This is a genomic window from Mesorhizobium sp. WSM4840 (assembly GCF_055811755.1).
In genome coordinates this window covers 27725-52661 of the sequence record NZ_JBVVQD010000040.1, presented here as the reverse complement: position 1 = coordinate 52661, position 24937 = coordinate 27725, and the positions used below count along the sequence as shown (strand labels likewise).

The 24937-nt window shown below is 61.8% G+C and carries 27 protein-coding genes, 1 tRNA gene and 1 pseudogene; 13 read left to right on the top strand and 16 right to left on the bottom strand.

All coding sequences use genetic code 11. The features are described 5' to 3' along the window. The first annotated feature begins 192 nt into the window (after positions 1 to 192). Together AC0L3I_RS32715 and AC0L3I_RS32710 are read left to right on the top strand one after the other, a co-directional pair. The gene (locus AC0L3I_RS32715; protein WP_473529660.1) at positions 193 to 1596 is read left to right on the top strand and encodes a hypothetical protein; all 1404 of its coding nucleotides are present in this window, start codon (positions 193 to 195) and stop codon (positions 1594 to 1596) included. A 64-nt stretch (positions 1597 to 1660) separates the two neighbouring features. After that, complete coding sequence (locus AC0L3I_RS32710) at positions 1661 to 2299, top strand: DUF2026 family protein (protein WP_473529659.1); 639 nt, start codon at positions 1661 to 1663, stop codon at positions 2297 to 2299. 283 nt (positions 2300 to 2582) lie between these two features. Here AC0L3I_RS32710 and AC0L3I_RS32705 read toward each other — a convergent pair whose 3' ends face one another. Then, positions 2583 to 3851 (bottom strand): hypothetical protein, encoded by a 1269-nt coding sequence (locus AC0L3I_RS32705; protein ID WP_473529658.1) that lies wholly within the window; start codon positions 3849 to 3851, stop codon positions 2583 to 2585. Positions 3852 to 4043: 192 nt separating this feature from the next. Between AC0L3I_RS32705 and AC0L3I_RS32700 the strand changes: the two genes are divergently transcribed. Further along, a complete protein-coding gene (locus tag AC0L3I_RS32700) occupies positions 4044 to 5720 on the top strand; it encodes a Rossmann-fold NAD(P)-binding domain-containing protein (RefSeq protein ID WP_473529657.1) in 1677 nt (558 codons plus the stop codon). Here the strand turns inward: AC0L3I_RS32700 and scpB are convergent. The 3 genes and pseudogenes from scpB to AC0L3I_RS32685 form a co-directional block, all read right to left on the bottom strand. Beyond that, positions 5663 to 6364, bottom strand: coding sequence for an SMC-Scp complex subunit ScpB (gene scpB, locus AC0L3I_RS32695; RefSeq protein ID WP_473529656.1), 702 nt, complete (start codon positions 6362 to 6364; stop codon positions 5663 to 5665). The two genes, AC0L3I_RS32700 and scpB, sit on opposite strands and share 58 nt — an antisense overlap. Before the next feature lie 5 nt (positions 6365 to 6369). After that, a pseudogene (locus AC0L3I_RS32690) lies at positions 6370 to 7394 on the bottom strand (DUF1403 family protein). Positions 7395 to 7608: 214 nt separating this feature from the next. Continuing rightward, positions 7609 to 7995 carry an NEL-type E3 ubiquitin ligase domain-containing protein gene (locus AC0L3I_RS32685; RefSeq protein WP_473529655.1) on the bottom strand — a complete coding sequence of 129 codons (387 nt, stop codon included), beginning with the start codon at positions 7993 to 7995 and terminating at the stop codon, positions 7609 to 7611. 256 nt (positions 7996 to 8251) lie between these two features. On the opposite strand from AC0L3I_RS32685, the gene AC0L3I_RS32680 reads away from it, so the two are divergent. From AC0L3I_RS32680 to AC0L3I_RS32670, 3 genes are read left to right on the top strand one after another with little or no spacing between them, the layout of a single operon-like run. Then, positions 8252 to 8506: a helix-turn-helix transcriptional regulator gene (locus AC0L3I_RS32680; protein WP_473529654.1), complete on the top strand. Its 255-nt coding sequence runs from the start codon at positions 8252 to 8254 to the stop codon at positions 8504 to 8506. Between the two features lie 60 nt (positions 8507 to 8566). Then, a complete protein-coding gene (locus AC0L3I_RS32675) occupies positions 8567 to 8818 on the top strand; it encodes a helix-turn-helix domain-containing protein (RefSeq protein WP_473454468.1) in 252 nt (83 codons plus the stop codon). Continuing rightward, positions 8818 to 10002 carry a tyrosine-type recombinase/integrase gene (locus AC0L3I_RS32670; RefSeq protein ID WP_473454467.1) on the top strand — a complete coding sequence of 395 codons (1185 nt, stop codon included), beginning with the start codon at positions 8818 to 8820 and terminating at the stop codon, positions 10000 to 10002. Before AC0L3I_RS32675 ends, AC0L3I_RS32670 begins: the two co-directional genes overlap by 1 nt. Before the next feature lie 125 nt (positions 10003 to 10127). Here AC0L3I_RS32670 and AC0L3I_RS32665 read toward each other — a convergent pair. Beyond that, positions 10128 to 10203 (bottom strand) — tRNA-Ile (locus AC0L3I_RS32665). Positions 10204 to 10435: 232 nt separating this feature from the next. On the opposite strand from AC0L3I_RS32665, the gene AC0L3I_RS32660 reads away from it, so the two are divergent. Then, complete coding sequence (locus AC0L3I_RS32660; protein WP_123148533.1) at positions 10436 to 11146, top strand: SIMPL domain-containing protein; 711 nt, start codon at positions 10436 to 10438, stop codon at positions 11144 to 11146. Positions 11147 to 11301: 155 nt separating this feature from the next. On the opposite strand, the gene AC0L3I_RS32655 is transcribed toward AC0L3I_RS32660, so the two are convergent. Together AC0L3I_RS32655 and AC0L3I_RS32650 are read right to left on the bottom strand one after the other, a co-directional pair. Then, positions 11302 to 11664, bottom strand: coding sequence for a hypothetical protein (locus AC0L3I_RS32655; protein ID WP_473489176.1), 363 nt, complete (start codon positions 11662 to 11664; stop codon positions 11302 to 11304). 294 nt (positions 11665 to 11958) lie between these two features. Beyond that, the gene (locus tag AC0L3I_RS32650; RefSeq protein ID WP_473529661.1) at positions 11959 to 12405 is read right to left on the bottom strand and encodes a YcgN family cysteine cluster protein; all 447 of its coding nucleotides are present in this window, start codon (positions 12403 to 12405) and stop codon (positions 11959 to 11961) included. A gap of 210 nt (positions 12406 to 12615) precedes the next feature. Here AC0L3I_RS32650 and AC0L3I_RS32645 point away from each other — a divergent pair, with 210 nt between their 5' ends. Further along, positions 12616 to 14610 carry an OmpA family protein gene (locus AC0L3I_RS32645; protein ID WP_473529653.1) on the top strand — a complete coding sequence of 665 codons (1995 nt, stop codon included), beginning with the start codon at positions 12616 to 12618 and terminating at the stop codon, positions 14608 to 14610. Positions 14611 to 14979: 369 nt separating this feature from the next. On the opposite strand, the gene AC0L3I_RS32640 is transcribed toward AC0L3I_RS32645, so the two are convergent. Next, complete coding sequence (locus tag AC0L3I_RS32640) at positions 14980 to 15846, bottom strand: SDR family oxidoreductase (RefSeq protein ID WP_473489178.1); 867 nt, start codon at positions 15844 to 15846, stop codon at positions 14980 to 14982. Between the two features lie 168 nt (positions 15847 to 16014). Here AC0L3I_RS32640 and AC0L3I_RS32635 point away from each other — a divergent pair, with 168 nt between their 5' ends. Together AC0L3I_RS32635 and AC0L3I_RS32630 are read left to right on the top strand one after the other, a co-directional pair. Next, complete coding sequence (locus tag AC0L3I_RS32635) at positions 16015 to 16281, top strand: type II toxin-antitoxin system VapB family antitoxin (RefSeq protein ID WP_473489179.1); 267 nt, start codon at positions 16015 to 16017, stop codon at positions 16279 to 16281. After that, positions 16278 to 16667, top strand: coding sequence for a type II toxin-antitoxin system VapC family toxin (locus tag AC0L3I_RS32630; protein ID WP_473489180.1), 390 nt, complete (start codon positions 16278 to 16280; stop codon positions 16665 to 16667). The genes AC0L3I_RS32635 and AC0L3I_RS32630 overlap by 4 nt, the downstream gene beginning before the upstream one ends. Before the next feature lie 7 nt (positions 16668 to 16674). On the opposite strand, the gene AC0L3I_RS32625 is transcribed toward AC0L3I_RS32630, so the two are convergent. Both AC0L3I_RS32625 and AC0L3I_RS32620 read right to left on the bottom strand, forming a co-directional pair. Further along, positions 16675 to 17325, bottom strand: coding sequence for a helix-turn-helix transcriptional regulator (locus AC0L3I_RS32625; protein WP_473529652.1), 651 nt, complete (start codon positions 17323 to 17325; stop codon positions 16675 to 16677). An 8-nt stretch (positions 17326 to 17333) separates the two neighbouring features. After that, positions 17334 to 18206: a S1C family serine protease gene (locus AC0L3I_RS32620; RefSeq protein ID WP_473529651.1), complete on the bottom strand. Its 873-nt coding sequence runs from the start codon at positions 18204 to 18206 to the stop codon at positions 17334 to 17336. A gap of 273 nt (positions 18207 to 18479) precedes the next feature. Here AC0L3I_RS32620 and AC0L3I_RS32615 point away from each other — a divergent pair, with 273 nt between their 5' ends. Continuing rightward, the gene (locus AC0L3I_RS32615) at positions 18480 to 19427 is read left to right on the top strand and encodes a S1C family serine protease (RefSeq protein ID WP_473529650.1); all 948 of its coding nucleotides are present in this window, start codon (positions 18480 to 18482) and stop codon (positions 19425 to 19427) included. Positions 19428 to 19430: 3 nt separating this feature from the next. Here the strand turns inward: AC0L3I_RS32615 and AC0L3I_RS32610 are convergent, their stop codons facing one another. Both AC0L3I_RS32610 and AC0L3I_RS32605 read right to left on the bottom strand, forming a co-directional pair. Next, positions 19431 to 20246, bottom strand: a complete 816-nt coding sequence (locus AC0L3I_RS32610) for an arginase family protein (protein ID WP_473529649.1) — start codon at positions 20244 to 20246, stop codon at positions 19431 to 19433. 204 nt (positions 20247 to 20450) lie between these two features. Continuing rightward, complete coding sequence (locus AC0L3I_RS32605) at positions 20451 to 20873, bottom strand: VOC family protein (RefSeq protein WP_473529648.1); 423 nt, start codon at positions 20871 to 20873, stop codon at positions 20451 to 20453. Between the two features lie 66 nt (positions 20874 to 20939). Between AC0L3I_RS32605 and AC0L3I_RS32600 the strand changes: the two genes are divergently transcribed. After that, on the top strand, positions 20940 to 21557 hold the full coding sequence (locus AC0L3I_RS32600; protein WP_473529647.1) for a TetR/AcrR family transcriptional regulator: 618 nt from the start codon (positions 20940 to 20942) through the stop codon (positions 21555 to 21557). Here the strand turns inward: AC0L3I_RS32600 and AC0L3I_RS32595 are convergent. Further along, complete coding sequence (locus AC0L3I_RS32595; RefSeq protein ID WP_473529646.1) at positions 21499 to 22446, bottom strand: LysR family transcriptional regulator; 948 nt, start codon at positions 22444 to 22446, stop codon at positions 21499 to 21501. The two genes, AC0L3I_RS32600 and AC0L3I_RS32595, sit on opposite strands and share 59 nt — an antisense overlap. Before the next feature lie 109 nt (positions 22447 to 22555). On the opposite strand from AC0L3I_RS32595, the gene AC0L3I_RS32590 reads away from it, so the two are divergent. Beyond that, on the top strand, positions 22556 to 23191 hold the full coding sequence (locus AC0L3I_RS32590; protein ID WP_473489188.1) for an FMN-dependent NADH-azoreductase: 636 nt from the start codon (positions 22556 to 22558) through the stop codon (positions 23189 to 23191). Positions 23192 to 23339: 148 nt separating this feature from the next. Here AC0L3I_RS32590 and AC0L3I_RS32585 read toward each other — a convergent pair whose 3' ends face one another. From AC0L3I_RS32585 to AC0L3I_RS32575, 3 genes are all read right to left on the bottom strand, one after another. Then, entirely contained in the window at positions 23340 to 23633 is a 294-nt protein-coding gene (locus tag AC0L3I_RS32585; protein ID WP_095491489.1) for an HlyU family transcriptional regulator, read from the bottom strand. Positions 23634 to 23739: 106 nt separating this feature from the next. Beyond that, on the bottom strand, positions 23740 to 24408 hold the full coding sequence (locus tag AC0L3I_RS32580; protein ID WP_473489189.1) for a PadR family transcriptional regulator: 669 nt from the start codon (positions 24406 to 24408) through the stop codon (positions 23740 to 23742). Between the two features lie 135 nt (positions 24409 to 24543). Beyond that, positions 24544 to 24924, bottom strand: a complete 381-nt coding sequence (locus tag AC0L3I_RS32575) for a thiol-disulfide oxidoreductase DCC family protein (protein WP_473489190.1) — start codon at positions 24922 to 24924, stop codon at positions 24544 to 24546. Between the last annotated feature and the right edge of the window lie 13 nt (positions 24925 to 24937).

Below are 24937 nucleotides of genomic sequence, written 5' to 3'. Positions count from 1 at the left end.
GCCGGCGCGACAGACCTTCAAGCTCCTTGCGTTCCTCGGCGCTCAAGTCGATGGTTGCAGCAACTCGTCCCATGCATTGCATCTCCAATCGAATCAACGCAATAATCGCACGAATTACGCGATCATGACACTAGCAGCCTATCTGAAACAGGCCGTTAGCCGTAAGTAGATATCGGGGAAAATGGAGAATGGATGCGCAAAGTCCCGCAATGGGAATTTGATTTTTACGCGTTGTCGCTCCCGCGCGGCCACGACTTCGGTTCCGAACCGCCGGTCGCGGCCTGGGGCGGTTCGGACGGTCGCAGCTGCGGTATCGTCACACACGACGCTACCGCCGACGCGTTCAATACCCTTCTCATGCGACGGCGGGTGGACTCGGTCTGGACCGTCACTCGACAGGAAAGCGGCTTCGCAAATATCGACGCCGCGCGTGACGCTTTGGAGCCCTTTCTCGTTGAAGGTCAGCCGCCTGAGCCAATGCCGGCCGGAGCCATCCGCCGGCCGCCGCTGTTCGATCTGGCCGGACGACAGCCAAGCGAGGTGTTTCGATTGCTTGCCACAACGGCGCGTCGGCCTGCCGGGTGGGCGTTGAACCAGCTTTATCTCGCCATGCCGAAGCCTGACCGCAACTGGGCTAGTGACTGCCAGACTACCAATTTTCACACGCGCCTATGGGAAGCGCATCTTCTCGCGTCATTTCGGGAGCAAGGACTGCTTGTCGAACAGCCGTTTGAATCGCCGGATTTCTATATTGCGAATCGCTTGGGCGAGGAGGCCTGGGTCGAGGCCGTCACCGCTAATCCGCAGGTGCCATACAATCACGTTAACGCGCCCTTCGCGGATGTGCCCACCGAAAGAGAAGAGATATTCTTCGGCACGGCCGCACTACGATTCGCCAAAACCATCGGAAATAAGCTTGAACGACGATACGATCAGCTTCCTCATGTCATTGGAAAACCGTTCATGCTGGCAGTCGCGGATTTTCATGCATCCGGTTCGATGATGTGGAGCCGCGAAGGCTTGATTGGCTATTTGCAGGGCTCAGGCGCAACTGTGGCCGAGGTGGATGGTCGAAAACAAGCTGTGCCAATGCCGGCTGAGTACCTGCTCGGGCCAGCGCAGTTCCCGGCGGGGCTTTTCGCCAATGATCGCCACGGCGAATTATCGGCTGTCATCTCCTCTAATGCCTGCTCGATCTCCAAGCTCAATCGGGTCGCGATCTCCGGCGGCGGTGCGTCTGAGGGTTATCGCTACACAAGACTGGGACATTTCTTCGACCGAACGCCCGGCTCCCTGCGGGGCATACCGTTCTGCCTCGACGTCACTGGCGACGAGTATCGAGGGCTCTGGCCGCACGGCTATGAGCCGTGGACGGCGGAGATTGAGGTTTTTCATAATCCCTTCGCGCGCCATCCAGTCTCCTTCGATTTGCTGCCTGAAGCGCAACATTGGTTCGAAGAGAACGGTGAATGGTTATGCAGCTCGGTTTATGGGACGTCGATCTTATGGTCGCAAACTCTAATCACGAACGCGAATAGGCCGGCACCAACGCTGCAAGATCTAATAGGCGTGGATCTGCATTTCGAAGCCGACTAGACACGGGTCACGACATTCATCTTGCCACCAGTGTCACTTTCCTCAACGAGAAAGCCTGAGGTTCATGGGTAAGTTCCTTCTGCCGCTTAGTGAATACAACCGGATCTATCAGGTAACCCATGGCGTGCTTCAGGGCGTACCAGACGCGTCCGCCGAGAGGGCATGCCTCTTCTTTGCGGCCGTTGGCGGCTATGTTCTTAACCAGTGCTATAAAATCAGAACGGAGGTTATGGGGGGTGCATTCTGCCTTTGCGTGGGTGACGGTGGAGGCGAGGTTGCCACCTTCGGAAAATTGGAGAATGGGCAGTTAGCGTCCGGGCACGATGCATTCCACGTGTGGCTCCAGACCGACACTCATATTATCGATTTCATGGCTCCAATCTATCGAGAGGCATTTGCTGATTACCCGAAATCAGCGGACCTGCCGCGCAAGATGATGCAACGGCGCCTGGATGAAGAAGCCCCCAACCTCGATGCCTTGGCGCACACCGGCGACTTTCGTTATTATCCCGATCCGGCTCTGACGGACAAATTGCTCGACGGTTTTCTCGCCAAGCGGTTCAACGAGGATCTGATCAAAGTTGCGATGGCATGGTACGGGAAACGGCGCGCGAAACAGATGCCGACCTTTGCGATGCAAGACGAGAGAGGCCTTGTGACCCGGCTGTCACTTGCCGCGACGGTCGCCACCAGCTCTTGGTAATCGGCGCTGTGTCGGATCGGAGCATTGACCGTTATGTTGGTGTGCGTGACTGATCCCCCCGCTTGTCCACTGTCCCGGGACTGCGGACAAAGCTCGAAGGCCTCGAACTTATCGGCGTTTTCTCCACCAACTCTGACCAGCTCAATCGGTAAAGCTCCGCTATTGTGGGTAATCTTCGACACGGGTTGGACCCTCTCCGCGATCCTCCAGCTGGAGTAGACCGTTCGGCCTTGATGAGAGGGTCCGTTGAACCGCAAACGGCTCACCTAAGCTGATATTTGGTTCAGACTTCCATGCGGGTCACGACAGTGCCCCCTGGTCCGGCTGCCGCGACGACCGTCAGTCCGGTACCACCCGGGCCAGCAAGATAGAGTACGTGGCCGGCATCCGTCGGCTGAGCGACGGCTTGCGAGCCCACCGACGCCCCGTGCCAGTTAGACGTTCCCGGAACTCTTTCGATTCCGGCCACGGCAAGACCTGTAAGCAGTACCGCAACGGCGGCGCGGGCCGCTATGGACGCGGCCGGCTTGGGCGGTGGAGCGGCAACTTTCTCAATAACGCCAAGACTCAGCAAGGAACGGTAGGTCGGGAGCTCTCGTACTCGAACACGTTCACCGTCACAAGGACGGAGAAGCTCAGCGACGGCTTCGGCGACGACACTCGTGAGCCGTGCGTTATTCTGCGGAGTTCCATTGGAGGTCAGTCCGGCGGCGGCAGCACTCGCGATGGCCAGCGACAGAACCGCGTGGTTGTTGGTGATCCTGCGCTGCCAACCTGCTCCCGGGAGAAATTCCAGAAGTGTGCCGCTGAACTGCGCCAACTCCGTCTCCGACGGAAGCAGTGTCGCCGCCCATTGCAGCGTCAACGGATGACTGGTTTCATCTCGGGCGAGCTCCCAGCCATTTTCCTCGTTGAGAAGTGCAAGGTTGAAGAGCTGCTCTGAGCAGGCAGCCCGCATCGAAACCGCGCGGGCCGCGATCAAGGCGGCTGCACCCTCGGCAACTTGGTAGACACCAGAGCGGACGCCTTGCGCGAACTTTTCAAAGCGATCCAGCGATCGCTTGAAGGTCAGGACGCAGGATTGGCGTACCTCCTGCCGCGTGCGTCCGCCGAGACAGGCCATCGCGGAGTTCATGGCGTCCCATTGCAGATCCGCTTCCATGTACGCGGCCATGGCATAATTCCAGGCACTTCCAGCACTGGCAACTTCGACGAATTCATGAAGCAGCAAGAGGAACCCCTCAAGCATGATTGGGGCACCTCCGTTCGCGAGCTCTTCGCTCAGCCGTTCGTAGGTCTCGCGCCAGAACAGCTCGCGGACAATCGCTTCCCGCGGCAGGCCGAGGATCTCGGCCGAGATCGGGATCATTTGCAGACGAGTCTTGCTCTGTTGGTTGCTCTTGCCGGCGACGACACGGCCAATAGCCTTTTCGTCCAGCCGCAGATTGGAGGGGCTGGTGGCCGCCACGAGTTCCAGCATCCCGGCTTGTGTTCGGCCACATTTGCGGCCGATCGCGACTCCAATCACTTCGGTGTACAGACGTCTCGACACGATTACCTCCAGAGTTCAGGTTCACGCGAGATTTGGCATCAACTTTCCACGAGGAGCCATACCAAAATCGGAAACTTTGGGTGATGAGATCGCAATCCTCAGATCCGTCCCGAAAGCAAAAGGTATGTCCTCCACCATGAAGCGGCGCTGAACGAAATTGCGGCTAACGAATCGCATTTCGGGAGCCGCATCGTGAGCACACTTGACAAGCTTCGCCGCAATATCGCCAATTCTGTGTCCGTGATGTTCGGTCACAGATCAGCTCACTCCGCACCAATCAAAGCCAGCGCCAAACGGCGAATTTTCGTGATCGGAGGCGGTCCAGTAGGCCTCGCTTTTGCAACGTCGCTTCATGAGCTCGCCGGCGATCGCATGGAGATCACGATAGCGGATGGTAGATGGGCATTCGAAGGTCGCGGAATTCGCTGGAGAAGCGCTTCCGAGGGCGTCAATCGCCGTCAGCAAGTGGTGACAATCCAGTCTCTCGTGTTCAGTCGTCTCCCGGCAGCGGTCCGCTCGGCTATGTTCCCGGCCGGTGGCTATGGTGAGATTTGGCCGATCAGCCGAGAATCCCCCACCGGCCTTGGCTATCCAAGAAACGTCCGCATTCATGATCTCGAGGATCGCCTCCTCGAATTGGCCCGTTTACAACAGCTGCGTTTACTCCCCCAGCAGGTGAACGCGGCAGAGCTTTCTCTCGGCGAATGGGACCTCGTGGTGATAGCCGATGGCGCCAATTCTCGAACGCGAGAGCACTTTGCGGCGGCCTTCGGACAGGCTGACGCCACGCCTTATAGCCGACAGGGCGTCCAGGTTGTTGACACCGTACTCGGCTTGCGGGTTCGCTCTGGGATGTCGAGTGCTTCCACCGTTGTGATGACGATCGCTCAGCAGCGTTTCCTCTTCAATGGTCTACCTGACGGCAAGGGACTTCTATACATGCGCCTGACCGACGAGGAGGCAGCCGAGGTCCGTGGCCGCGTGCCAGGAGAGCACGAATTCCGGCCCTGCATGCAGTCGAATCCTTGCCAAGTAACCTGGCGCGCCAACTCCGCGAGCGGGGCCTTCGTATGCGCTAGGCGCGGATCCGAATTCGTACCTGCAAGAAATCCTGATTCCTTCCTGTGGCCGCGCGTGCTTGAGGGACTGAAGCTCTTCGGCATGCCGCAGGAGACGCTCGACGCGATCACCACTTTCCCGCTTGCCATGACCCGACGCGGCGCTTTTAGCGCTGAGATCACGCCGACCGGCACCGCCCATCGTGTCTTCGGAGCACTAATTGGCGACGCCGCAGGCGTAACGCATTTTTGGCCTGGTCGCGGGCTCAATCGTGGCCTCTCCTCGGCTTATGCATTAGCGGTCGTTGCAAGCTGTTTCGATCCCGCAGGCGATCTACGGAGCGCCGACTTCGCGGAATTCGAGGGTGTCATGGCGCAGCTCCAAAGTCGCCACCAAGATCGAGCTTGGCGAGCAATGGTGCAGATGCGCGCGGGCCATGTAGTGCCCGTAAAGACGATCATCGGGGAAGCGATCGCAGGGCCACGCGCCGGCCGCCAGAACCACCTGCGCGAGATGCAGATTCGTACCGCCAACCTTGCCGCAGGGCTGAAGGGCCGGCTTCCATCTCCTCCGGCACTCTCAGAACTCTTCGCCGCTTACGACCTGGTCGATGACGAAACGCTCGCCATCCTCGCGGCCACCGGTCCTTGGGAAACCGTCGGTTCCGGCGGCGCAGAGGTCGACGTCGACGCTATTTTGCGTGTCGAAAAGGCTCCCGGAGCCGACGATGTTCCTCAGGCGGGACCGCTGTTTCAGGTATCCTCGCCTATCTCATCGTCCGCCGTCTCTGTCGCGCCGAACAAAGATTGACCCTCGAAATCACCTGCTAGAAGCCTCTCTTTGCTAAGGAGGCCCGCATCCTCGAGCGCCTCGAAATCCGGAAGGTCGCGCAGAGTGTCGAGGCCGAACTCCAGCAGGAATTCTTTCGTCGTGACATAAGTGTAGGGTGCACCGGGCGTCGGGCTGCGCGGCCCGGAGGCGATCAAGTTTGCGCCGCGTAAATGGCCAATCAGGTCACGCGAAACCTCCTTTCCAAAAAATGACGACAGTTCTCCACGCGTGATGGGCTGGAAGTAAGCGATGCACATCAGCACCAACACTTCGGGCTGCGACAGGTCGGACGGCTTTTCACTGCTGCCTACAGCGGCGCGTATGGCGTCGGCATAGACCGGCCGGGTCAAATGTTTCCAGCCGCCGGCGACGGAAACCAGATCATAGGGTCGACCGCGCAGCTCTTCGCGAATATCGTCGATCAGAAGCTCGATGGCGCAGCCTTTGCCGACGACGCGCGCCAGCGCCTCGCGACCGACCGGTTCACTGGCTGCGAAGATCGTCGCCTCGACGCGATGCATCCATTCGCGCCAGCGCGCCTCAGGCGGCAGATGGTCTAATTCGCGGTCGAACAGTGCATCCCCGGCTGGCTGGCCCCGTCGTTTACGCGCTGCCTCTGCCATGATCGTCACAGCCCGTAGATGCGGAACGCGGGACGGCCGGACAGCTCGCGGACGGCGCCGAGCTCGACCAGCCGGTCGACCAGGCGGCGCAGGCCGCGTCGCTCATTCCGGCGATCTTTTCCGAGGCAACGATCGCGTCGTCGGACAGGAGCTTTTCGACAACAGCATCCGCCGCCTTGGCCCTGAGTTTCGGCGCAACGGCAAGCAGGCGGCCCGCGCGGCGCTCAAGCTCGGCGGAAAGATCAATGGCGCGCAGCGCAGCGCGCGCCTGCGCGGCCAAAAGGCTTTTGGCCCGATCGGATTCCGTTTCGGCACCCGCAGCCAGAGCGGCAGTCACTGGTCGACGCGGCCGGCCGGTACCCACAGCTAAGGCCTCCTCGCCGCCCAGCAAAGGGATTGCATGCGTCCAGCCCAGCCGCTGCGCGAGCAAGGCATCGGCAAGCCAGGCTGCGAGGACGCGCCCGAAGCCATAACGCTCCGCGGCCGCGAAGGCCCCGACCAGCGTTTCGACCGTTCCGGTGTTGGCGGCAAGCTGTCTGAGATCATCCGCTAGTTCGCCGACTGCGTCGTGGTCGCGGCGGAGACCGAGGTCATCCAGCACCGCGCCGATGCTCGCCTCGGTCAGCAGTTTCTCGGCAGGCGTGCCGGCCAGCCGGCGCCAGGCAAGCAGCATCGATCCGGCCGGGCCGACAGACAAAAAATCGCCCGGGCGTGTGAGCAGCACGGCGTCGCGCAGTGCCCTTACATCCTCGACGCGGCCGGCCTGCTTCGCCGTTGCCGCGGCCGCTGAAAGCGCCAAGCGCTGCCGCCAGGCGCCGGCCCAACGCTCCTGCCGACGGACCGCCGCATCGAGCGCGCCGATGGCGGCGCCGGCGGTGAGCGCCACATCGTCAACATCTTTTCCAGCAAGGCTTTGCGCATCCGGGATGGCCCGGCGCAGCCAGGCCGGCACCGTTGCCGTCGGCGCAGGCGAAGGGGCACCGGCAAGCGAGGCGAGGTTGCGTTGGGAGGGCCTGGGACGCAGAATCATCGAAAACACGATGAATCATGGCGGCGCTTTTGGCAACGGAAATAGGCAAAAAGCGCTGTACCTGTCGCTGGAACATAACGAACGATAATGTTGCATTATCGTTCTTACTGACAAGAAGAATGTCGATTATTTCACCGACTGCCGGGAAGTCCTGGGCACCATCCCCTCTTCTCCCGACAGTCTTCAGGTAGGCAAGATAGATCTCGATTCTCATCTATCTCGGTGTCAGCATCTGAGCCGTCGATGTCGGGGCACGGGCGCTTTCGAGCTCTCGGACCTTCTCGTCCGCGATTCCCTCCAGCGCTTTCAAGCGGAACATGACCCGACCGAGATCAACGAAGGCGGCGCTCCCTTGATCATTGTCATAGACCCCGTTCTCGACGTCTGCGATCAGGCGGGCGTTTTGCATGCCATTCCAGGCCAAAGTGGCGCGGTCTTCGCAGCTCTCGTTGGCCACACCCGCCAAATCAAAGTGCTGCGCGGGCAATTGCGGGTTGGTCGCCGCCTCGCGCAGATCATTGGCCACATCCTGCCGGAATTTTGCATTGCCAGAGTTCGCGTTTTCGGCGGCGGTGTTCGCCGGCCCTCGATAACGGCTCAAGTTTCCACGCTAAAGGAGGCGTCGAAGGCGGGGCGAGGAATGCATTGCGGAGCCGTCCGCCGATAGCTCTCCTGCCGTGATCCACCCGTTCACACGTTGCCGCCAGTTTACGCCGAACGAACTTAGTCAGACCGCTTCCGCTTAAGGCCCTTTCCTTCTAAGTCGGCACGACCACTCGCTAGGAACGGCAAGGAGGATGCGGCTTTGTGCTTCGACACCAATACGCCAGGCACCTCAGAGGCGAGACAGCGCGCCCATGAAGAGTGATGCAATCTCATATCCCCCACGAGGTCTAACTCGTGAGGAAGCAGCTCGCTACATCGGTGTCGGAACAACGCTTTTTGATGAAATGGTTGCCGATGGGCGCATGCCGAAGCCCAAGCGCATCAACAGCCGCGCCGTTTGGGATCGTGTGGCCCTCGACTTAGCTTTCACCTCGTTGCCGGATAAAGGTAGCGGTCTTCAAGAACTACTGGAAAGAAGCAAACGGGACAGAGAAAGAAGAAAATAAATACGCTCGTTGCGTATATGCCGCAGGCGTAGTATGGAGATTGCCTGCGAAAGGCATGACATGAACGAGAATGAGAAACTGGCGCAAGAAGTCAAAGCCTGGCGGGCCACGGAAGGGCTCACTGCTGAAGCCGCGGCCAAGGTGCTGGGAATACCGAAGCGCACCTTTGAAGGCATCGAGCAAGGCAGAGGGTTCCCTTACCCGGTGCTCCTGCGCGTTGCCATGGAAAGCAAGGCCGTTTCGTATGATCCGATTCATGAGAAGGTGCATGGTGGTGGGCAACCCCAGCAGAAGCCTCGAAAGATCGTTTGATGGCTAAACATCCTGACTACCCTGGGGCTTCTTCCCGCGTCGTCAACGGCAAGGAGTACTGGCGCTTTCGTGCAAATCGCCATGCTCGGCAGATCGCCTTGCCCGGACAGCCGGGCGACGAAGCGTTTGAAGCCTGCTACCGACGTGCCGTCGAAGGTTGCATAGGCAAGTCGGAAATCATTGACATGCCGGGACGTGTCCTGCCGCGTTCGTTCGGGCACGCAGCACGGCGACTTGAAACCACGATGGAGTGGGCTGACTTCGATCCGGCTACCCAAGCCAAGAACAGCAACTTAATAGAGCGCTTCCTGAATATGCCTGTCGACCCCGAACATGTGCTGACATGGCGCGATGTGCCGGTTGAGTACATGGATGCCGACAGGCTTCGCACGATCATCGAAGGTATCTTTAAGACAAACCGCACCGTCGCCAAACACATGCTGGTAGCCGTCAAAAAGCTCCTCTGGGTGGCTATCGAAGTCGAGAAATGGATAAAGCCGCAGGATGATCCATCGTTGTCGATCCGCGTGCGCATACCAAAATCGACCAAGAACCCGGCTTGGCCAATTGCGATCCGAGAAAAGTATGAAGAGAGACATCCGATCGGTACACCCGCTCGGACCTGCTATGCGCTGGGTTTCTGGCTCGGCAACCGACGAGGGGACATCGCTGACCTTGAATGGGATGATCTGGTGACTGAAGAGATCGAACTATTCGATGGTTCCTTGGCATTGATCGAGGCGTTTGCCTTCAGACAGAAGAAGAATCGTAACCGCCATGGCGGGAGGGAGATGTTCATTCCCGTGGTGGACAAGCTGGCGGCAGCGCTGGACCCACTTGACCGCTCGAAGGGTGGAACCGTCTTGAAGAACGGCTATGGCAACCCGTTTTCAGAGAAGAGCCTGACAGGCATGATGCAGCATTGGGCCCGGCAGGCTGACATTCCTGACGGCTATACACTTCATGGCCTGCGCCGCACGTTCGGCACCTACCTCGCCGAATGCAACATCCAGGCACGCGCTATAATGGAAGCGATGGGACATTCTTCCATGACGGTGACGGACGATTACGTGCGCGAGGCTAACAAAAAAAGAATTGCAGTCGACATTGCGATGGCGATCAACCAGCGTGAGGAAAAGCGCGATCAGATGAAGCGGCGGGCGACTTTGCGGGTCGTGCGGTGAGCCAGAACCTCGAAGCGACTTATGAAAGCGGCTTTCGTCGCTCTCTTCCTCGCCGTGCGTGCCGTGGGCAAAGCGTGGGCAAAGCGTGGGCAAAAGCCGATTTTTCGCAATAAAATCAATGGTCATGGTGGGCCCGGAGGGACTCGAACCCCCAACCAAGCGGTTATGAGCCGCCGGCTCTAACCATTGAGCTACAGGCCCCACACGCGGCTGGATTAATGTTTTTCCCCGAATCGCACAAGGCTTTCCGAACTGGCTGGCCGAGATCGTCCAAATCAGCCCATATTCAGACATTAGAGCGATGTGCGTCCACTTAGACGCGCGAAGCTCTAACGCTTTGAATCTACGCATCGTGCTTCCCGAAATCGATTCCGATTCTTGGGCCGATGCGGTAGTCGACAGCGCCACTGGATCGCAGACCGAGGAGATTTTTATGACCAGACATCTTTTGCCCTTGGCGCTCGCCGCCGCAATCGCGTTTCCGACGATGGCCGGCGCGACCGATTCGCCGCCCCCGCCCCGTATCGTCGTCACCGGCGAAGGCGAAGCGACCGCGGCCCCCGATCTGGCGCTGCTGACGCTCAGCGTCATGCGCGAGGCCAAGACCGCGCGTGCCGCGCTCGATGCCAACAACGACGCCATGGCCTCCGTGATCGCCGCTATGAAGTCGGCTGGCATCAAGGAGCGCGACCTGCAGACAGCCGGCATCCAGATCAGCCCGCGCTACAACTACACCAACAAGCCGGACGGCAGCCAGGAAGCCGAACTCATCGCCTACCAGGTGACCAACACGCTTTCGGTGCGCATCCGCGACATCGACAAAACCGGCGAGATTCTCGACAAGGCGGTATCGCTCGGCGTCAACCAGGGCGGCGGCATCTCGTTTTCCAACGAGGATCCGGCTGCAACTCTCACCGAAGCCCGCAAGAAGGCGGTCGCCGACGCCATGGCCAAGGCAAAGACGCTGGCTGAAGCCGCCGGCGTCAGCATCGGGCGGGTGCTGGAAATCACCGACCAGAATGTCGCGCCGCCGCCGATACCGATGAACGCCAAGGCCTTCGACGCGGCCCGCGAATCGGTCCCGCTGCAGGCCGGCGAGAATTCCTACACGGTGCAGGTCACTGTCACTTTCGAGTTGAAGTGACCGCCGCCTGCGGTTCAGCCTTTGCTGCATCAAAAAAACCCCGGAGGACTGGTCCTCCGGGGTTTTTTCCGAACCACACCCTTCCTCCCGGAAAGGCTCTACTACTCCAGGCCGCTGCCGGTCCGCAACGTGCCGTTTTGCCGGCAGATGAATGATTACCGGTAGATGACCGGGCAGCCGCGCTCGTTGGCGAACACGATCATCACGCGGTCGCCGTACTGGCGGCCCGCGACTTTCACCGTCCGGCGGCTGACGTCGACAATACGGGCGCGGCGCAGACCCAAGCGCTCTGCCTTATTGAGGGCACGGTATGGCGAGCAGGACCGGCGCCAGTCGCGTTCGCGGCGGCGTTCGCGGTAGAAATCATCGTCGTCGCCCGTATAGACGCCGACGCGCGGATCGTCGTTATTGCCGAAGCCGAGATAGATGCTGTCTGCCTGGGCAGTGGCGGGGATAGCGGCAAGCGTGCCGAGGCCGATAAGCGCCGAAAGGGCCGCCGTCTTGATCGTGTTGAACATTGTCTTCTCTCCTTGTTCAGGGCATCCGCCTGTCTTGATCAAACTGGTGTGTCTTGATCGAACCGATGTGTCTTGGTCGAACCGATGGGGAGGAGAATGCGCCTGCGTATCTGAACTTTTTACGAACCAGCCGTTCATATTGGGTTCATGTGGCAACAAGAGGTAATTTCGCAGTTTTCTCCGCTTTCCGGTTCTGAACAACTTTCCGGTTCTGAACAACTGGCCGGTTCTGAACAATCTGGATAGAAAACGCCCTGTCGCGCAGCCGGTTCCGGGTCCTGGCTCAAGGCTCCCCTAAGGCTCGTCGTCCAGCATGTGCTCGAAATAGTCGTCCGGCTCGGCAAGATCGGTCTCGCTGGCGCTGACCCGGCCGCGCATCGAGATGCCGGCCTCATGCACCGTCTCGGCACTCCCCGACACCAGCCTGTGCCACCAGTAGAGATCGTGGCCCTCGGCGACCAGTCGATAGGCGCAGGTCTTGGGCAGCCAGCTGATGGTGCGCACATTCTGCGGCGTCAGCCCGACGCAGTCCGGAACGCGCGCCAGCCGGTTGGCATAGTCCGAACAGCGGCACGTTTCGGAGTCGAACAGCCGGCAGCCGACGCTCGTCCAGTAGATCTCGCCGGTGTCTTCGTCCTCGAGTTTCGACAGGCAGCATTTGCCGCAGCCGTCGCAAAGCGATTCCCACTCGGCCGGGGTCATCGCTTCGAGCGTCTTGGTTTTCCAGAACGGCGTTTCCATTGACGGCATGTGGCCCCCGCCGGCGTCAAGGTCAAGCACCGCGGCGACGCAAACCCCGCCGGCACCATAGGCCGGCACCATAGGAATGACACGAAGTCGCCTTCAAAACGCCGGCCAATCGCCCTTCGTGGCCGTTAATGCCTGCTAACCGGAACCAATCCGGTTGATGAACAGTTTGGGCCGGGATGGGACGCCAAAGGAGGATTTCTAATGAAACGCCAACCACGGATTCTGGCAGGCACGGCACTTGGCCTGTTGATGGCGTCCGCGCCGTTGGGCGCATTCCCGCTGCAGGGCGGCGCCGCGTTCGGCCCACTGCAGCGTACCGCAACGCCCTTGATCCTGGCGCAATCGAATTGCCCCGAAGGCGAGTCGGCGGAAGGCTGCGCAGAGCAGGCAGAACCTGAGCAGAAGCCCCGCAAGAAGCGCGAGCGGCAGACTGAATCGGCTCCTGCGGAACAGGCCGCGCCTTCCGGCGACGAGCAGCAGGGCAATCAACGAAGGAAGAAGCGCGAGCAGCAACAGCAGACAGAATCAGCCCCTGCCGAGCAGGCGGCCCCGGCCGAAGAGCAAAAACCGCGCAGAAAGAAGCGCGACCAACAGCAGATCGAAGCAGCCCCTGCCGAACAGGCCGCCCCGGCTGAAGAGCAAAAACCGCGCAGGAAGAAGCGCGACCAGCAACAGCAGATCGAAACGGCACCTTCCGAAGAGCCTGCCGGACAGGCGGCGCAAGGCGAGAAGGCCGCACCTGCAAATGACAACGAGCAGGTCAAGCCGCGCAAGAAGCGGAACCAGGATCAGCAGATCGAGGCTGCGCCAGCCGAACAGCCAGCCAGGAAGGAAACGCCCGCCGGCGAGCAGGGCGAGCCGCTTCCGACCGACCAGCAAGCGGCTCCGGCTGAGGGCGAAAAGCCCCGGGAGCAGGCTAAGGAACGTCGCAAGAAGCCTATCGGCGAACAGCCGGTGACGGAAGAGCAGCCCACAACCAGCGAACAGCCCGCCGAGGACCAACAGGCCGCGCCCGCCGAAGGGGAAGGTCCGGCCCAGGGCGAGGCTCCCGTGTTCGATAGCCAGAAGGATGCCAGGCGCAAGCGCAAGGGCGGCAGGGACAACGCGCAAGAGACGGTCGGCCAGGACGCGGGTGGTCAGCCCACCCAGCAGAACGGCGAGCAGGCGGAGGCCCCGAAGCCGGCTCCGGTCGACCAGGGACCGCCGCCCACCGACGACAGGACGGCCCAGCAGGCGATCAAGCTTGAGAGGATGGTTCCGGTGACGGAGGAAAAGGGCAAACGCGTCGAGCGTGTGCCCGACGTCGAGGACATTCGCCGCCGTCCCCGTCCGCAAGGGGTCGACGTCGTCAGGGAACTCGGCGACCGCGTTATCCTCCAGTTCAACAACCAGACGATCGTGGAAAGCGACGATACCCCGCGCATGCGCCGTGGCGCGAGGAACGTCTACTATGAGGAGCTGTCGGGCGATCGCACCCGGGAAATCGTCGAGCGTGACAACGGAATCCAGATCGTCACCATCCGCAACCGCTACGGCGACGTCATCCAGCGTTCACGCATCGCGCCCGACGGACGCGAATATGTGCTGAGCTATGTCGACGAGCGGTATTATGAGGACTATGGCGACTGGCGTGATCCGGGTGACGACCTGCCGCCGATTCGGATCGACATTTCGCGCGAGGAGTACATTTTGGATTCCGAAGAGGTCGAGGATCCGGACGACTACTATACCTTCCTCGAACAGCCGCCGGTGGAAAGGGTTCAGCGCCTTTACTCGATCGACGAGGTCAAGCGCTCTGCCCGCGTCCGCGACATCGCCCGCCGCATCGACCTCGACACGCTGAACTTCGAATTCGGTTCAGCCTCGATCCCCGACACCGAGGTGCAGAAACTGGAAGGCGTCGCCAGCGCCATGGAGAAGCTGCTGGAGAAGAACCCGGCGGAAACCTTCCTGATCGAAGGCCATACCGATGCCGTCGGTAGGCCGGAGGCGAACCTCGCTCTGTCCGACCGTCGCGCGGAGGCGGTCGCCGAAGCCCTGACCAATGCCTTCAGCATCCCGCCGGAGAACCTGACGACACAGGGCTATGGCGAGGAGTATCTCAAGGTCGACACGTCGGAGCCTGAGCGCGAGAACCGTCGCGTCGCCATCCGCCGCATCACCTCGCTGGTGGCGCCGGTCGCCAGTGCGAATTAGGCCATGGTCCCGAACCGAAGGTCAGCGACGCAAGGCGGAAACCGGTTTTCGTAAAGACCATGGCCAGCTTAAAAGCAACGATTCCAGAAATCTGAACTGGTTTCTGGAATCTATACGGGAAGACGTAGCCCACCCCGGTTTCACCGGGATGGGCAATTTCCGGCAATGAGCCGAGGTTGAAGGAGAATGTAAGTCGCGATTTAACCAGGCATTGAATCGCGAGGTCGTCCACCCCAGATTCTGGCTAGGGCTTCCCTGCCCTGTCCCGACTCCAGCGGGACACATGAGCCCCGCCGGTACCCCTCGCCGGCGGGGTTTTTGTTTCCGGCTTCGGTGTTGAACTGAAGCCCGAACGGCGTCCGGTGCCCGTCAGTAGATACTTTTGATGTTGGTTTCCGAATTCGCAAACACCTCGTCGGGAACGAAGAAGTCACCGGCGAGCGGACCTGTCGCATCAGGCGCATAGATCGAAAAATCGCTGACGCCCTCGGCGCGCAGCACCTCCTCGTCGATGTAGAAATTGCCGGTCGCTTCGCGCGACGGCCTGAGCAGGATCGCATGCGCGGCATCGGCCATGATATCGGGCGAACGGCTCATCGCCGCCACTGTCGCCCCACCCAGAAGATTGCGCACCGCTGCCGTATCTATTGTCGAGATCGGCCACAGCGAATTGACGGCGATGCCGTCCCTGGCGAACTCCGCGCTCATGCCCAGCGTGCACATCGACATGCCGAATTTGGCCATCGTATAGGCGACATGGTTCTTGAACCATTTGGCCTTCATGTCGAGCGGCGGCGCCAGATTCAAGATGTGAGGATTGTCAGCCAACTTCAGGTGCGGAATGCACATTTTGGAAACCAGGAACGTGCCGCGGGTGTTGATCTGGTGCATCAGATCGTAGCGCTTCATATCGGTTTCCAGCGTGCCGGTGAGTTGGATGGCGCTGGCATTGTTGATGCAGATGTCGATGCCGCCGAATTTTTCGACGGTCCTGGCGACCGCCTCGGCCACCTGCCCCTCCTCGCGTATGTCGCACAACATCGGCAACGCCTTGCCGCCGGCCTGCTCGATCTCTTGCGCCGCAGTGTAGATCGTGCCCGGCAGCTTTGGATGCGGCTCGGCGGTCTTGGCCGCGATCGTCACATTGGCGCCGTCGCGCGCGGCGCGCAGCGCGATCGCCAGCCCGATGCCGCGCGACCCGCCGGAGATGAACAGCGTCTTTCCCTTGAGCGACATGTCTTGCGCCTCCCTTGCAAATCTGTTGGTCGCGATCCTTGCCCGCGCCGTCGCAGGATACAAGAGCGGGGAGCATCGAGAGATGGTGACGCTGCGGAGGCGCCACGAAAGCCATGGACTCAACGGAGGAGTAATATATATATTCTGTAAAAAGAGGTTGAATATAGAATGGCCCTGTCGATCAAGAACACGGAAGTCGAGCAATTGGCGCGGGAACTTGCCCGCCGCCGTCGCGTGTCGGTGACGGAAGCGATCCGTCAAAGCCTCGAGCGCGAGGTTGCGCGCGAGCGGCTTGTGCCGCGCGATGAGGCCGACGACCTTTTTCAGCGCCTGATGGCGATCGCCGAAAGAGCCGCGCAGGTACCGAAACGCCAAGATGCGATGACCGACGACGAAATCCTCGGCTACGACGAACTCGGAATCCCGACGCGATGATCATCGACTCCTCTGTCCTTGTCGCTATTTTGCGTACGGAACCAGGCTATGATCGTTTCGTGCTGGCGATTGCTCAGGCTGAGAGACGGCTGCTCGCGGCACCGACCCTGCTTGAGACGACGATGGTGCTAGTCGGCCGCTGGCAGGACGAGATCGTCGACCGCTTCGAAGCCTTTTTGCGCACCGCTTCGATCGAGACGATTCCTTTTACGGCCGACCACGCCGCTGTGGCCCGTCAGGCCTTCCTGCGCTATGGCAAGGGCCGACATCCGGCCGCTCTCAACTTCGGCGACTGCATCTCCTATGCCACGGCCCGTCTCGAAGCCATGCCACTGCTGTTCAAGGGCGACGATTTCCGGCTGACGGATATCGAACCGGCTGTGTAGTCCACCGTCAGACCAGCACCAGGCCTTGCCGCATGGCGATGGCGATCGCATCGGTGCGGTTGGCCGCACCTAGCTTGATCAGGATCGCCGCGACGTGGAACTTCGCCGTATGCACGGAAATGTTCAAGCGCCGCGCGATCACCTTGTTGGGCGCGCCCTCGGCCAAAAGCGCCAGCACTTCGCTCTCGCGCGGCGACAGCGCCGGCCGGCCGGCCCTGTCGTCGACCGGCTCCTCGTCGGAGAGATCGTCGTCATGGAAAGCGAAATCGTCATGCCGTTCGGACAAGGGGCGGCCCTCGCCCGAGATCCGGTAGCCAGCCGCCGCCAGCCGCGCGGCGGCAGCGATCAGCAGATCGTCAGCTGCCGCCGGCAACACGGCAAACACGGTGTCGGCCGGCCGCTGCCGGCTCACTCGTTGGGACAAGAGCACCTGTGGTATCGCTGGATCAGTCACCCGGCCTTCCAGCCCCCTGCCTTCTAGGCTATTGTCATCGATGATCGCGACATCCGCTCTGTCGCCGCTATCGCTGCTGCCAGCCACAATCGGCAGCAGATCGTCAGTCGCGGCAAGGGCCGTGGACAGGTGTTCGGCACGCACGGCGTCATCGAGCGCGATCAGTACCGTCAGTCGCCGCCTCGTGATCCCGTGACTTGCCATCGATCTTCTCAGTTCAGCGGCTTTTCGCCGATGGTCAGCACGACATCGCGCTGCTCGCCGCCGCGTATCACGCCGAGCGTCACCGACGCGCCGGCGCTGTCCGGCCCGAGCCTGCGGATCAGCTCGCGCGGACCATGCGCGGCTTCGCCGTTCCACGACACGATGATGTCGCCAAGATGCAGGCCGGCCGCTTTCGCCGGGCCATTATCGTCGAGGCTCATCACTATCGCGCCATGCGTGTCGCCATTGCGGATCGGGTGCAGGCCGGCGCCGAGATAGCCGCGCGCGACATGGCCCTTCTCGCGCAGCGTCGCCACCGCCCGTTCGATCGTCTCGTAAGGCATGACCAGCGCCCGCCGGCGTGGTCCGAACAGCAGCATGCCGATCAGTGCGCCCTTGGCGTCGAGCACAGGGCCGCCCTCGAAACGGCCGCCGGCATTGACGGCCAGATTGATGCGCCGGTCGATCGTGCCGCCGCGCATCGAGTGCCAGGCCGGACCGACCTCACCGACCGTGCCGAATGCGACGAGCCCCGCACCGTCGCCATTGCCGACGGCGATGGCCAGATGGCCCGGCCGCACCGGGCCTGCCTTGGCCAGCGGCGGCACGTCCGGCGCGCCGGTCGGCTTCAGAAGGGCCGTCCCAGTGGATGGATCGCGGCCGACCAGCTCAGCCTTCACCTTGTCGCCCGAAGAAAGCGTCAGCTCAATCTCCTCGCCGGCCTCCACCGCCTCCTCGGCAGCGACAAAATAGCCGTCGCGCCAGTGGAAGGCGGTCGCGGTGCGATGCTGATGCGTGGCGAAGCTCGCCGTCGCCGGCGCCGCTGCGGCGGCGATATCGGCGATGGCGTCGGAAAATGCGCTCAGATTGAAGTCGCTCATCTTGGGTCTCCTGGGTTTTTTATCGCATCGGCCCGAAAGTCGGAAATCGATTTCCGGAAAGCACGATGCGAGAACTCAAAGTCTTAGAGCGCACTTGAGCGTCCAATGGACGGCCATCGCTCTAACCCAGATATCGCTCGGCAGCGCGTTGGCGGGTACTCGCCTGACGGCTAGTTGGGCGTTGGACTGGCCATCTGGTCAGGTCGCGGCCGATCCGGCCGCTCCGCACATATAGGCATCCTTTTTCTTGCTCTAAAGACACGGAGCCCTGCCATGTCCCTCCCCGCCCAGCAATTGCAGTTCGACGATGCGCTGCTCGATGATTATTCGGCAACGGTCGCTGATGCCGTGGACCGCATCGGTCCCGCCGTCTGCCGCATAGAGCGCATCGGTGGCGCCGGCGGCCAAGGCTCTGGCTTCGTCATCACGCCGGACGGGCTGGTCGTCACCAATTTCCACGTCGTTGGCGATGCCCGCAGCGTCCGCGTCACCATGCCGGACGGCGTCTCCAGAGAAGGCCACGTTCTCGGCCGCGACCCCGACACCGACATCGCGCTGGTGCGTGCCGACGGCAGCTTTGCCGATATCGCGCCGCTCGGCGATTCCAAGCGCCTGCGGCGCGGCCAGATCGCCATTGCCATCGGCAACCCGCTCGGTTTCGAATGGACCGTCACATCAGGTGTCGTCTCGGCGCTCGGCCGCTCGATGCGTGCCTCCACCGGCCGGCTGATCGACGATGTCATCCAGACCGACGCAGCGCTCAACCCCGGCAATTCCGGCGGACCGCTGGTGTCGTCGGCGGCCGAGGTCATCGGCGTCAACACCGCTATGATCCACGGCGCGCAAGGCATCGCCTTCGCGGTTGCCTCCAACACCGCCAATTTCGTCATTTCGGAGATCATCCGCTTCGGCCGCGTCCGCCGCGCCTTCATCGGCGTCTCGGCCGACACGGCAAACCTGCCGCGCCGCGCCGCCCTTCTGTCGCAGGTGTCGAGCAGCACGGCGGTGCGCCTGCGCAGCGTCGAGGCGAACAGCCCGGCGGCCAAGGCCGGCCTCAGAGAAGGCGACATCATCGCCGCCATCGACGGACGCCCGGTCACCGGCGTCGACGATCTGGTGCGCCTGCTCGACGCCGAGCGCATCGGCCGCGAGACGCTGTGCACGGTGGTGCGCCGCTCCGGCATTACTCAGGTCACGGTGATGCCGGTGGCGCGGACCTGACAACTATCGCGGCGCACAGATCTGGCCAAGCAGCGAAACCATCAGCACTGCCAACTCGCCGGTCGGATCGAGGTCCGGATCGAAAATGGTCATGTCCATTCCGGTACAGCGCGAATCCGCCACCAGCGCCGCGAGGATGGCGATGAGATCGTCGGGATCAATGCCGGGACTGCCTGGTGAATCGACCGCCGGCATCACCGTCTGATCGAGCGCATCGACATCGAAATGCACCCAATAGGGCGAGCCGGTTCGCGCCAGCGTGTTCCAGGTCTTTTCCAGAACCTTTGCCGCGCCAAGCTCTCGCACGGCAAAGACATCGATCAGCGTCATCGCAGTCGAATTGATGTCCGGCCAGGCAAAGTCGGGGTCGCGGTTCTCGCGTTCGCCGATCTGAATCACCTGTTCGTCCGCAACAAGGGGGCTTGCGATATCGGGCCAATCGGTCAGCAACGGCTCGCCACGTCCGGTGGCGAGCGCAAGGTCCATGCCGGCCGCCGAGCCGAGTGAAGCGTTGATGTCGTAATTGCCCGGATGGCGGAAATCGCTGTGGCCATCGACATGGACCAGTGCCACCGGACCAGATCGCCGTGCGCCAGCCAGTGCGCCAAGCAGGACCGCGCAGTCGCCGCCGACGACCAGCGGGAACTCGCCTCGTCCCAGCGCGCCGGCAACAACTTCGGCAAGTTCGAGATTGAAGCTGCGTATCGCGTTGCCGTTGCGCAGCCGGGTGCCCGGCTGCGGCTCCGTGCTATAGGCGGGCCGATCAAGGTCAACCACTTTGAGGGGCGAAAGCGTCTCGATCAAGCCGGCTTCGGTCAATGCCTGCGGCGCACGCCACGTCCCCGGTGTATGACCTGGCCTCAGTGGGCGGAGGCCAAGGTTTGAGGGTGCGCGGACAAGGCAGATTTCACGCATCGAATGGGCCCAGGCTGATGAGCCTCAGCATAGACCGCAAAGACGTGACCGGCCACGCGGCCGAAGGCTTCATATCACATCTACAGACAGTTCCTGCCAGCCTCTCGCTCAGCCCGCCGCGCCTTCGGCATACTGCTCCAGAAACTCGGCGCTTGGCGGGATCGGCTTGATCACATCGATCAGCACGCCATTGGGATCACTGGTGATGAAATGGCGCTGGCCAAAGGGTTCGTCGCGCAGCGTTCGCAGGATCGGCAGGCCGGCGGCGGTGATCCGCTCGTAGACGGCATCCGGGTTCTTGACCTCGAAATTGATCAGCAGGCCGGAGGTACGGCCGCGCCCTTCTTCAGGGATCGTTTCATGATCGCCCTGCACGATGCCGAGATTGACACGGCGATCCGCGACTGAGCGCAGATGCACGTACCAGTCGCTTTCGAACAATGGCTGGAAGCCGAAATGCGTGACATAGAAGGCTGCCGTACCGGCAACGTCGCCCGTCATCAGCACCGGATAATAGCTCGTCGTCCTCATCTTTCCTTCTCCTGTCGAATAACATACAGTCTGCATGTACATTTAATTAACATACAGGCTGCATGTATGCAACAGGAATCCGCGCGCCGTTCCAACCGCGATCGCACCGAAGCGACGCGCGCCGACCTGATCGCCGCGGCGCGAAAACTGTTCACCGAAAAGTCCTATGCAGAGACCGGCACGCCCGAGATCGTGGCTGCGGCCGGCGTCACGCGTGGCGCGCTCTATCATCACTTTGCCGACAAGCAGGCGCTGTTTGCCGCCGTGGTCGAGCAGGAGGCGGCGGCGGTGGCCGAAGAGATCGAGCGTGCCTCGCCACCCTCGCTGTTTGCCCGCGACGCGCTGATCGCCGGTTCGGATGCCTATCTTGCCGCCATGCGCGCACCTGGCCGCACTCGGCTGCTGCTGCTCGACGGACCGGCCGTGCTCGGCCGCGCCGCCATGGACGAGATCGACAACCGCCACGGCAACCGCTCGTTGCGCGAAGGCCTGGTTGCTGCGATGCGCTCGCAGTCCATGATGAGATTGCCGGTGGAAGCGCTGACCGCGCTGCTTGCCGCCGCCTTCGACCGCGCTGCGCTCGCTATCGAGGCCGGCGCTTCAGCCGCGGACTATCGCGCCGTTCTCATGGCGCTGATTGATGGGCTGTCTCATCAGGCACCTGGTTCGGCTCGAACTCGTTGAAACAGCCAAGCTGGCGCTTGAACTGATCAATCAGCCAGGCCGCAGCCGGCTTCGGGCTGCGGTCGGCGCGGTGCATGGCATAAAGTGGCGAGCGGACTTCGCGATACGGCTCCAGATCGAGTTCCACCAGCCGGCCGTTGGCCAGATCGTCAGCAATCAACCATCGCGGCAGTCCGCCCCAGCCCAACCCTTCGCGCATCAGCGCATGCTTGGTTCGCATATCCGTAAGCCGCCAAGTGCGGTAGGCAAAGACGCCGTAATCGCGCCCTTTGGTGCGCTCGGACTGGTCGCTGACGACAAGTTGGATGTGTTCGCGCACCTCCTCGAGCGGCACCGGCTTGGGAAGCAGCGCCAGCGGATGGCTTGGCGCGGCCGCCGGCACCATCGACATGAAGCCAATGCGCACAAGATGCGCGTCGACCTCGCCCAGCAGGCCGCCAATACCGAGATCGGCCTGTCCATTGACGACATGGTCGGGGATCAGCCCGAGCGTGCCGATATGCAGGCGCAGCATTACGGTTGGAAATTGCGCCTCGAACGCCTTCAACACGCGCACCAGCACGGTGGAAGGCAGCGCCACATCGACCGACAGCGCGACTTCAGCCTCAAGCCCTTGCCGATGGCCATCGACGCGCGAGCGAATGCGCTGCAGCACGCCGACCATTCGCCGCGCATCTTCCAGCGTCGCCCGTCCGACATCGGTCAGCTGCGGCTCGCGCGTCCCCTCGCGCTCGAACAGTTTCAGCCCAAGCTGTGCCTCGAGATTGGCGATAGCGTAGCTGATGACCGACTGCGCTCGGTTGAGCTTGCGGCCGGCGGCCGAGAAGCTGCCGGTGTCGGCGACGGTGACAAGGATATGGAGCTGATCGAGCGTCGGGTTTGGCTGCATCGTTATATCCAATGTTTAGATGGAACATACATAAAATATACCGGTTTTTCAAATGGGTCAGCGAGTCCATATAGGTCGGGACAATTCATTCCAACCTTGGAGACCCGCCGTGTCCATCCTTCTCGTCACATCCAGCCCGCGCGGCAATGCCTCGCACTCGACCCGTATCGCCACCGACCTCGCCGAGAAGCTGCTTGCCGCCGATCCTTCGGCCAAGCTTGTCGTACGCGATCTCGTCGCAAACCCGCTACCGCACATCGATGCTGATTATTCGACCGGCATCTATACGCCCGCTGAGGCCCGCACCCAGCGCCAGGCCGAAGTCGTCGGCGTTTCCGACGCCGTACTCGATGAACTGTTTGCGGCCGACACTATCATCCTCGCTACCGGCTTCATCAATTTCGGCATCTCGTCGACGCTGAAATCCTGGGTCGATCACGTCGCCCGCTCCGGCAAGACTTTCGCTTATGGCGAGAATGGCCCGAAGGGCCTCGTCACCGGCAAGAAGGTCTACATCGTCCTTGCCTCGGGCGGCATCTATTCGGAAGGCGCTGCCGTGCAGATGGATCACGCCATCCCTTACCTGCGCAGCGTGCTTGGCTTCATCGGCATGACCGACGTCGACGTCATCCGCATCGAAGGTGTCGGCATGGGCCCCGAGGCCGTCACGGCCGCTCTGGCCAAGGCATCGGCCAAGGTGGATGCGGTGGTGGCCTCGACCGGGGCAGTTGCCGCTGCCGCGTAGCGCGAACAACAGGTAATCAGAACCAAAAAAGGCAGGCGCCGGGTGCCTGCCTTTTTTGCACTTGCCGCCTGATGCCCGACGAGGCGTCGGCGGTTCCTACAGCTTTCTGACGTCGCTCCGCTGTCGCGCGACATCGCCATTCGCCAAGCTAACCGAAGATCTTCTCGCCCTGCTCGTCGACCAGTTGGATACCCTTCTTGATCGAGATGTCGACAGCGTCGTCGAGCCCGGCAAAACGATCGGCGCGGATGAATTTGTGTTCCTTCACCACGCCGTCGATTTCCTTCGAAACCACGCCGCAGGTCTGGTATTGGCCTTCTGCCTTGTAGGGCGTGGCGCTGATCAAAAATCCCTTGTGCTCGATCTGCTTTGCCGGTGCAGCACTCTTTGGTTCGCCCGCGTCACCGCCGCCACCACCGAAAAGACGTTTCAGAAAAGACATGGGAGCGCCCTCCAACGGCAATCATCCTGCATCACATAGCGTGGTGCAGGATGATTTCACTAGCGGTCCTTAGGCAAACGGGCAAGGGCCGCATCCGACCCGGAAGTCAGTCGCGCGACAGCGCTTCGAGGGCTTCGGCCGCCCCTTTCAATATCGCAATCGCCTCGGCCTGCTTTTCCGCGGGCGCGTCGACGATATTGCCGAGGGCTGCGCGCAGCCGGTGGCGCACGGCGCGGAATTCGTCGCGCTTTTCCGAACCGCCGCGGCCGCGCCGTCCGCCGTCTTCGCCGTCGTCGTTCCAGCCGAACCACTCGCGCGCCTTCGCCATCTTGCGGCCGAAACGCTCGAGATGGTCGAGCACGTGGTCGACTATCTCGCGATTATCGTTGAGATGCGCCTGCCCTGCCTCGGTAATCGAAAACACCTTCTTGTTGCCTTCCGCCGATGAGACGGCATAGCCGGCCTCTTCCAGGAAGGTCAGCGTCGGATAGACCACGCCTGGGCTCGGGCTGTAGACGCCGCTGGTACGTTCCTCCAGCGCCTTGATGATGTCATAGCCGTGGCGCGGCGCCTCGGCCAGCAGCGACAGCGTGATCAGCTTGAGATCGCCGTCGGCCAGCATACGCCCGGCGCGGAACATGTCGCCCGGCCCGCCGCGCCCGCCGCCCCTCATGCCGTGGCCGAATGGGCCGAAGCCGCCGCCACGACCGCCGAACCTGCCGGCCATATGCATGAAAACGCGCTCGGCATGCTCGCCGAGATGATGTCCGTGCATTGTCTGCTCCTTGAGTTATGTCTTACGATATATCTCAATTATGCGGATGAGGCCGTTGAGTCAAGATATATCTTACGATGTATCTGAGAACGGTGCCACCAGATTGATTTCGTCACCGAGCTTGGCTAATACCGGTTACCAGCGGCCCTTGCGCCGGTTCCAGGCATAGAGAAGATCGGCGAAGCGATCATAGGCATAGCGCGTCAACGGCAGCGCGGCGGGGTTGCCGAACAGCGTTGCAAGCCAGCCCTCGCCCGGCGTTCTCAGCCAGACGGCAATTGCGACATCGGCGCCAACCAGCAGCTTGCCGTCCGCCTCGGTTGCGTGCAGCCGGCGGCGGATGTCCTCCAGCGACACGCCGTATCCGGCCAGTGCCGCCGGCTCGGCATTGATGTCGCGAAACGTGATCCGCCCGGCCTTGATCGCCTCGACCAGCCGCCGCTTTTGCCGGCTGATCCCGGCATCGCAAACCGGACAACAGGTGTTGTACCAGACGGTCAGTTGAGGCTTGGGCATGTGTTTCGAGACG

Excerpts from the sequence above, each read along its gene's own strand:
- AC0L3I_RS32710 (WP_473529659.1), top strand. The coding sequence starts at position 1,661 with ATGGGTAAGTTCCTTCTGCCGCTTAGTGAATACAACCGGATCTATCAG.
- AC0L3I_RS32615 (WP_473529650.1), top strand. The coding sequence starts at position 18,480 with ATGTCCCTCCCCGCCCAGCAATTGCAGTTCGACGATGCGCTGCTCGAT.
- AC0L3I_RS32645 (WP_473529653.1), top strand. The coding sequence starts at position 12,616 with ATGAAACGCCAACCACGGATTCTGGCAGGCACGGCACTTGGCCTGTTG.
- AC0L3I_RS32630 (WP_473489180.1), top strand. The coding sequence starts at position 16,278 with ATGATCATCGACTCCTCTGTCCTTGTCGCTATTTTGCGTACGGAACCA.
- scpB (WP_473529656.1), bottom strand. The coding sequence starts at position 6,364 with ATGGCAGAGGCAGCGCGTAAACGACGGGGCCAGCCAGCCGGGGATGCA.
- AC0L3I_RS32620 (WP_473529651.1), bottom strand. The coding sequence starts at position 18,206 with ATGAGCGACTTCAATCTGAGCGCATTTTCCGACGCCATCGCCGATATC.
- AC0L3I_RS32600 (WP_473529647.1), top strand. The coding sequence starts at position 20,940 with ATGCAACAGGAATCCGCGCGCCGTTCCAACCGCGATCGCACCGAAGCG.
- AC0L3I_RS32680 (WP_473529654.1), top strand. The coding sequence starts at position 8,252 with ATGAAGAGTGATGCAATCTCATATCCCCCACGAGGTCTAACTCGTGAG.
- AC0L3I_RS32585 (WP_095491489.1), bottom strand. The coding sequence starts at position 23,633 with ATGTCTTTTCTGAAACGTCTTTTCGGTGGTGGCGGCGGTGACGCGGGC.
- AC0L3I_RS32640 (WP_473489178.1), bottom strand. The coding sequence starts at position 15,846 with ATGTCGCTCAAGGGAAAGACGCTGTTCATCTCCGGCGGGTCGCGCGGC.
- AC0L3I_RS32660 (WP_123148533.1), top strand. The coding sequence starts at position 10,436 with ATGACCAGACATCTTTTGCCCTTGGCGCTCGCCGCCGCAATCGCGTTT.
- AC0L3I_RS32595 (WP_473529646.1), bottom strand. The coding sequence starts at position 22,446 with ATGCAGCCAAACCCGACGCTCGATCAGCTCCATATCCTTGTCACCGTC.
- AC0L3I_RS32675 (WP_473454468.1), top strand. The coding sequence starts at position 8,567 with ATGAACGAGAATGAGAAACTGGCGCAAGAAGTCAAAGCCTGGCGGGCC.
- AC0L3I_RS32715 (WP_473529660.1), top strand. The coding sequence starts at position 193 with ATGCGCAAAGTCCCGCAATGGGAATTTGATTTTTACGCGTTGTCGCTC.
- AC0L3I_RS32635 (WP_473489179.1), top strand. The coding sequence starts at position 16,015 with ATGGCCCTGTCGATCAAGAACACGGAAGTCGAGCAATTGGCGCGGGAA.
- AC0L3I_RS32580 (WP_473489189.1), bottom strand. The coding sequence starts at position 24,408 with ATGCACGGACATCATCTCGGCGAGCATGCCGAGCGCGTTTTCATGCAT.
- AC0L3I_RS32625 (WP_473529652.1), bottom strand. The coding sequence starts at position 17,325 with ATGGCAAGTCACGGGATCACGAGGCGGCGACTGACGGTACTGATCGCG.
- AC0L3I_RS32575 (WP_473489190.1), bottom strand. The coding sequence starts at position 24,924 with ATGCCCAAGCCTCAACTGACCGTCTGGTACAACACCTGTTGTCCGGTT.
- AC0L3I_RS32670 (WP_473454467.1), top strand. The coding sequence starts at position 8,818 with ATGGCTAAACATCCTGACTACCCTGGGGCTTCTTCCCGCGTCGTCAAC.
- AC0L3I_RS32655 (WP_473489176.1), bottom strand. The coding sequence starts at position 11,664 with ATGTTCAACACGATCAAGACGGCGGCCCTTTCGGCGCTTATCGGCCTC.
- AC0L3I_RS32650 (WP_473529661.1), bottom strand. The coding sequence starts at position 12,405 with ATGGAAACGCCGTTCTGGAAAACCAAGACGCTCGAAGCGATGACCCCG.
- AC0L3I_RS32605 (WP_473529648.1), bottom strand. The coding sequence starts at position 20,873 with ATGAGGACGACGAGCTATTATCCGGTGCTGATGACGGGCGACGTTGCC.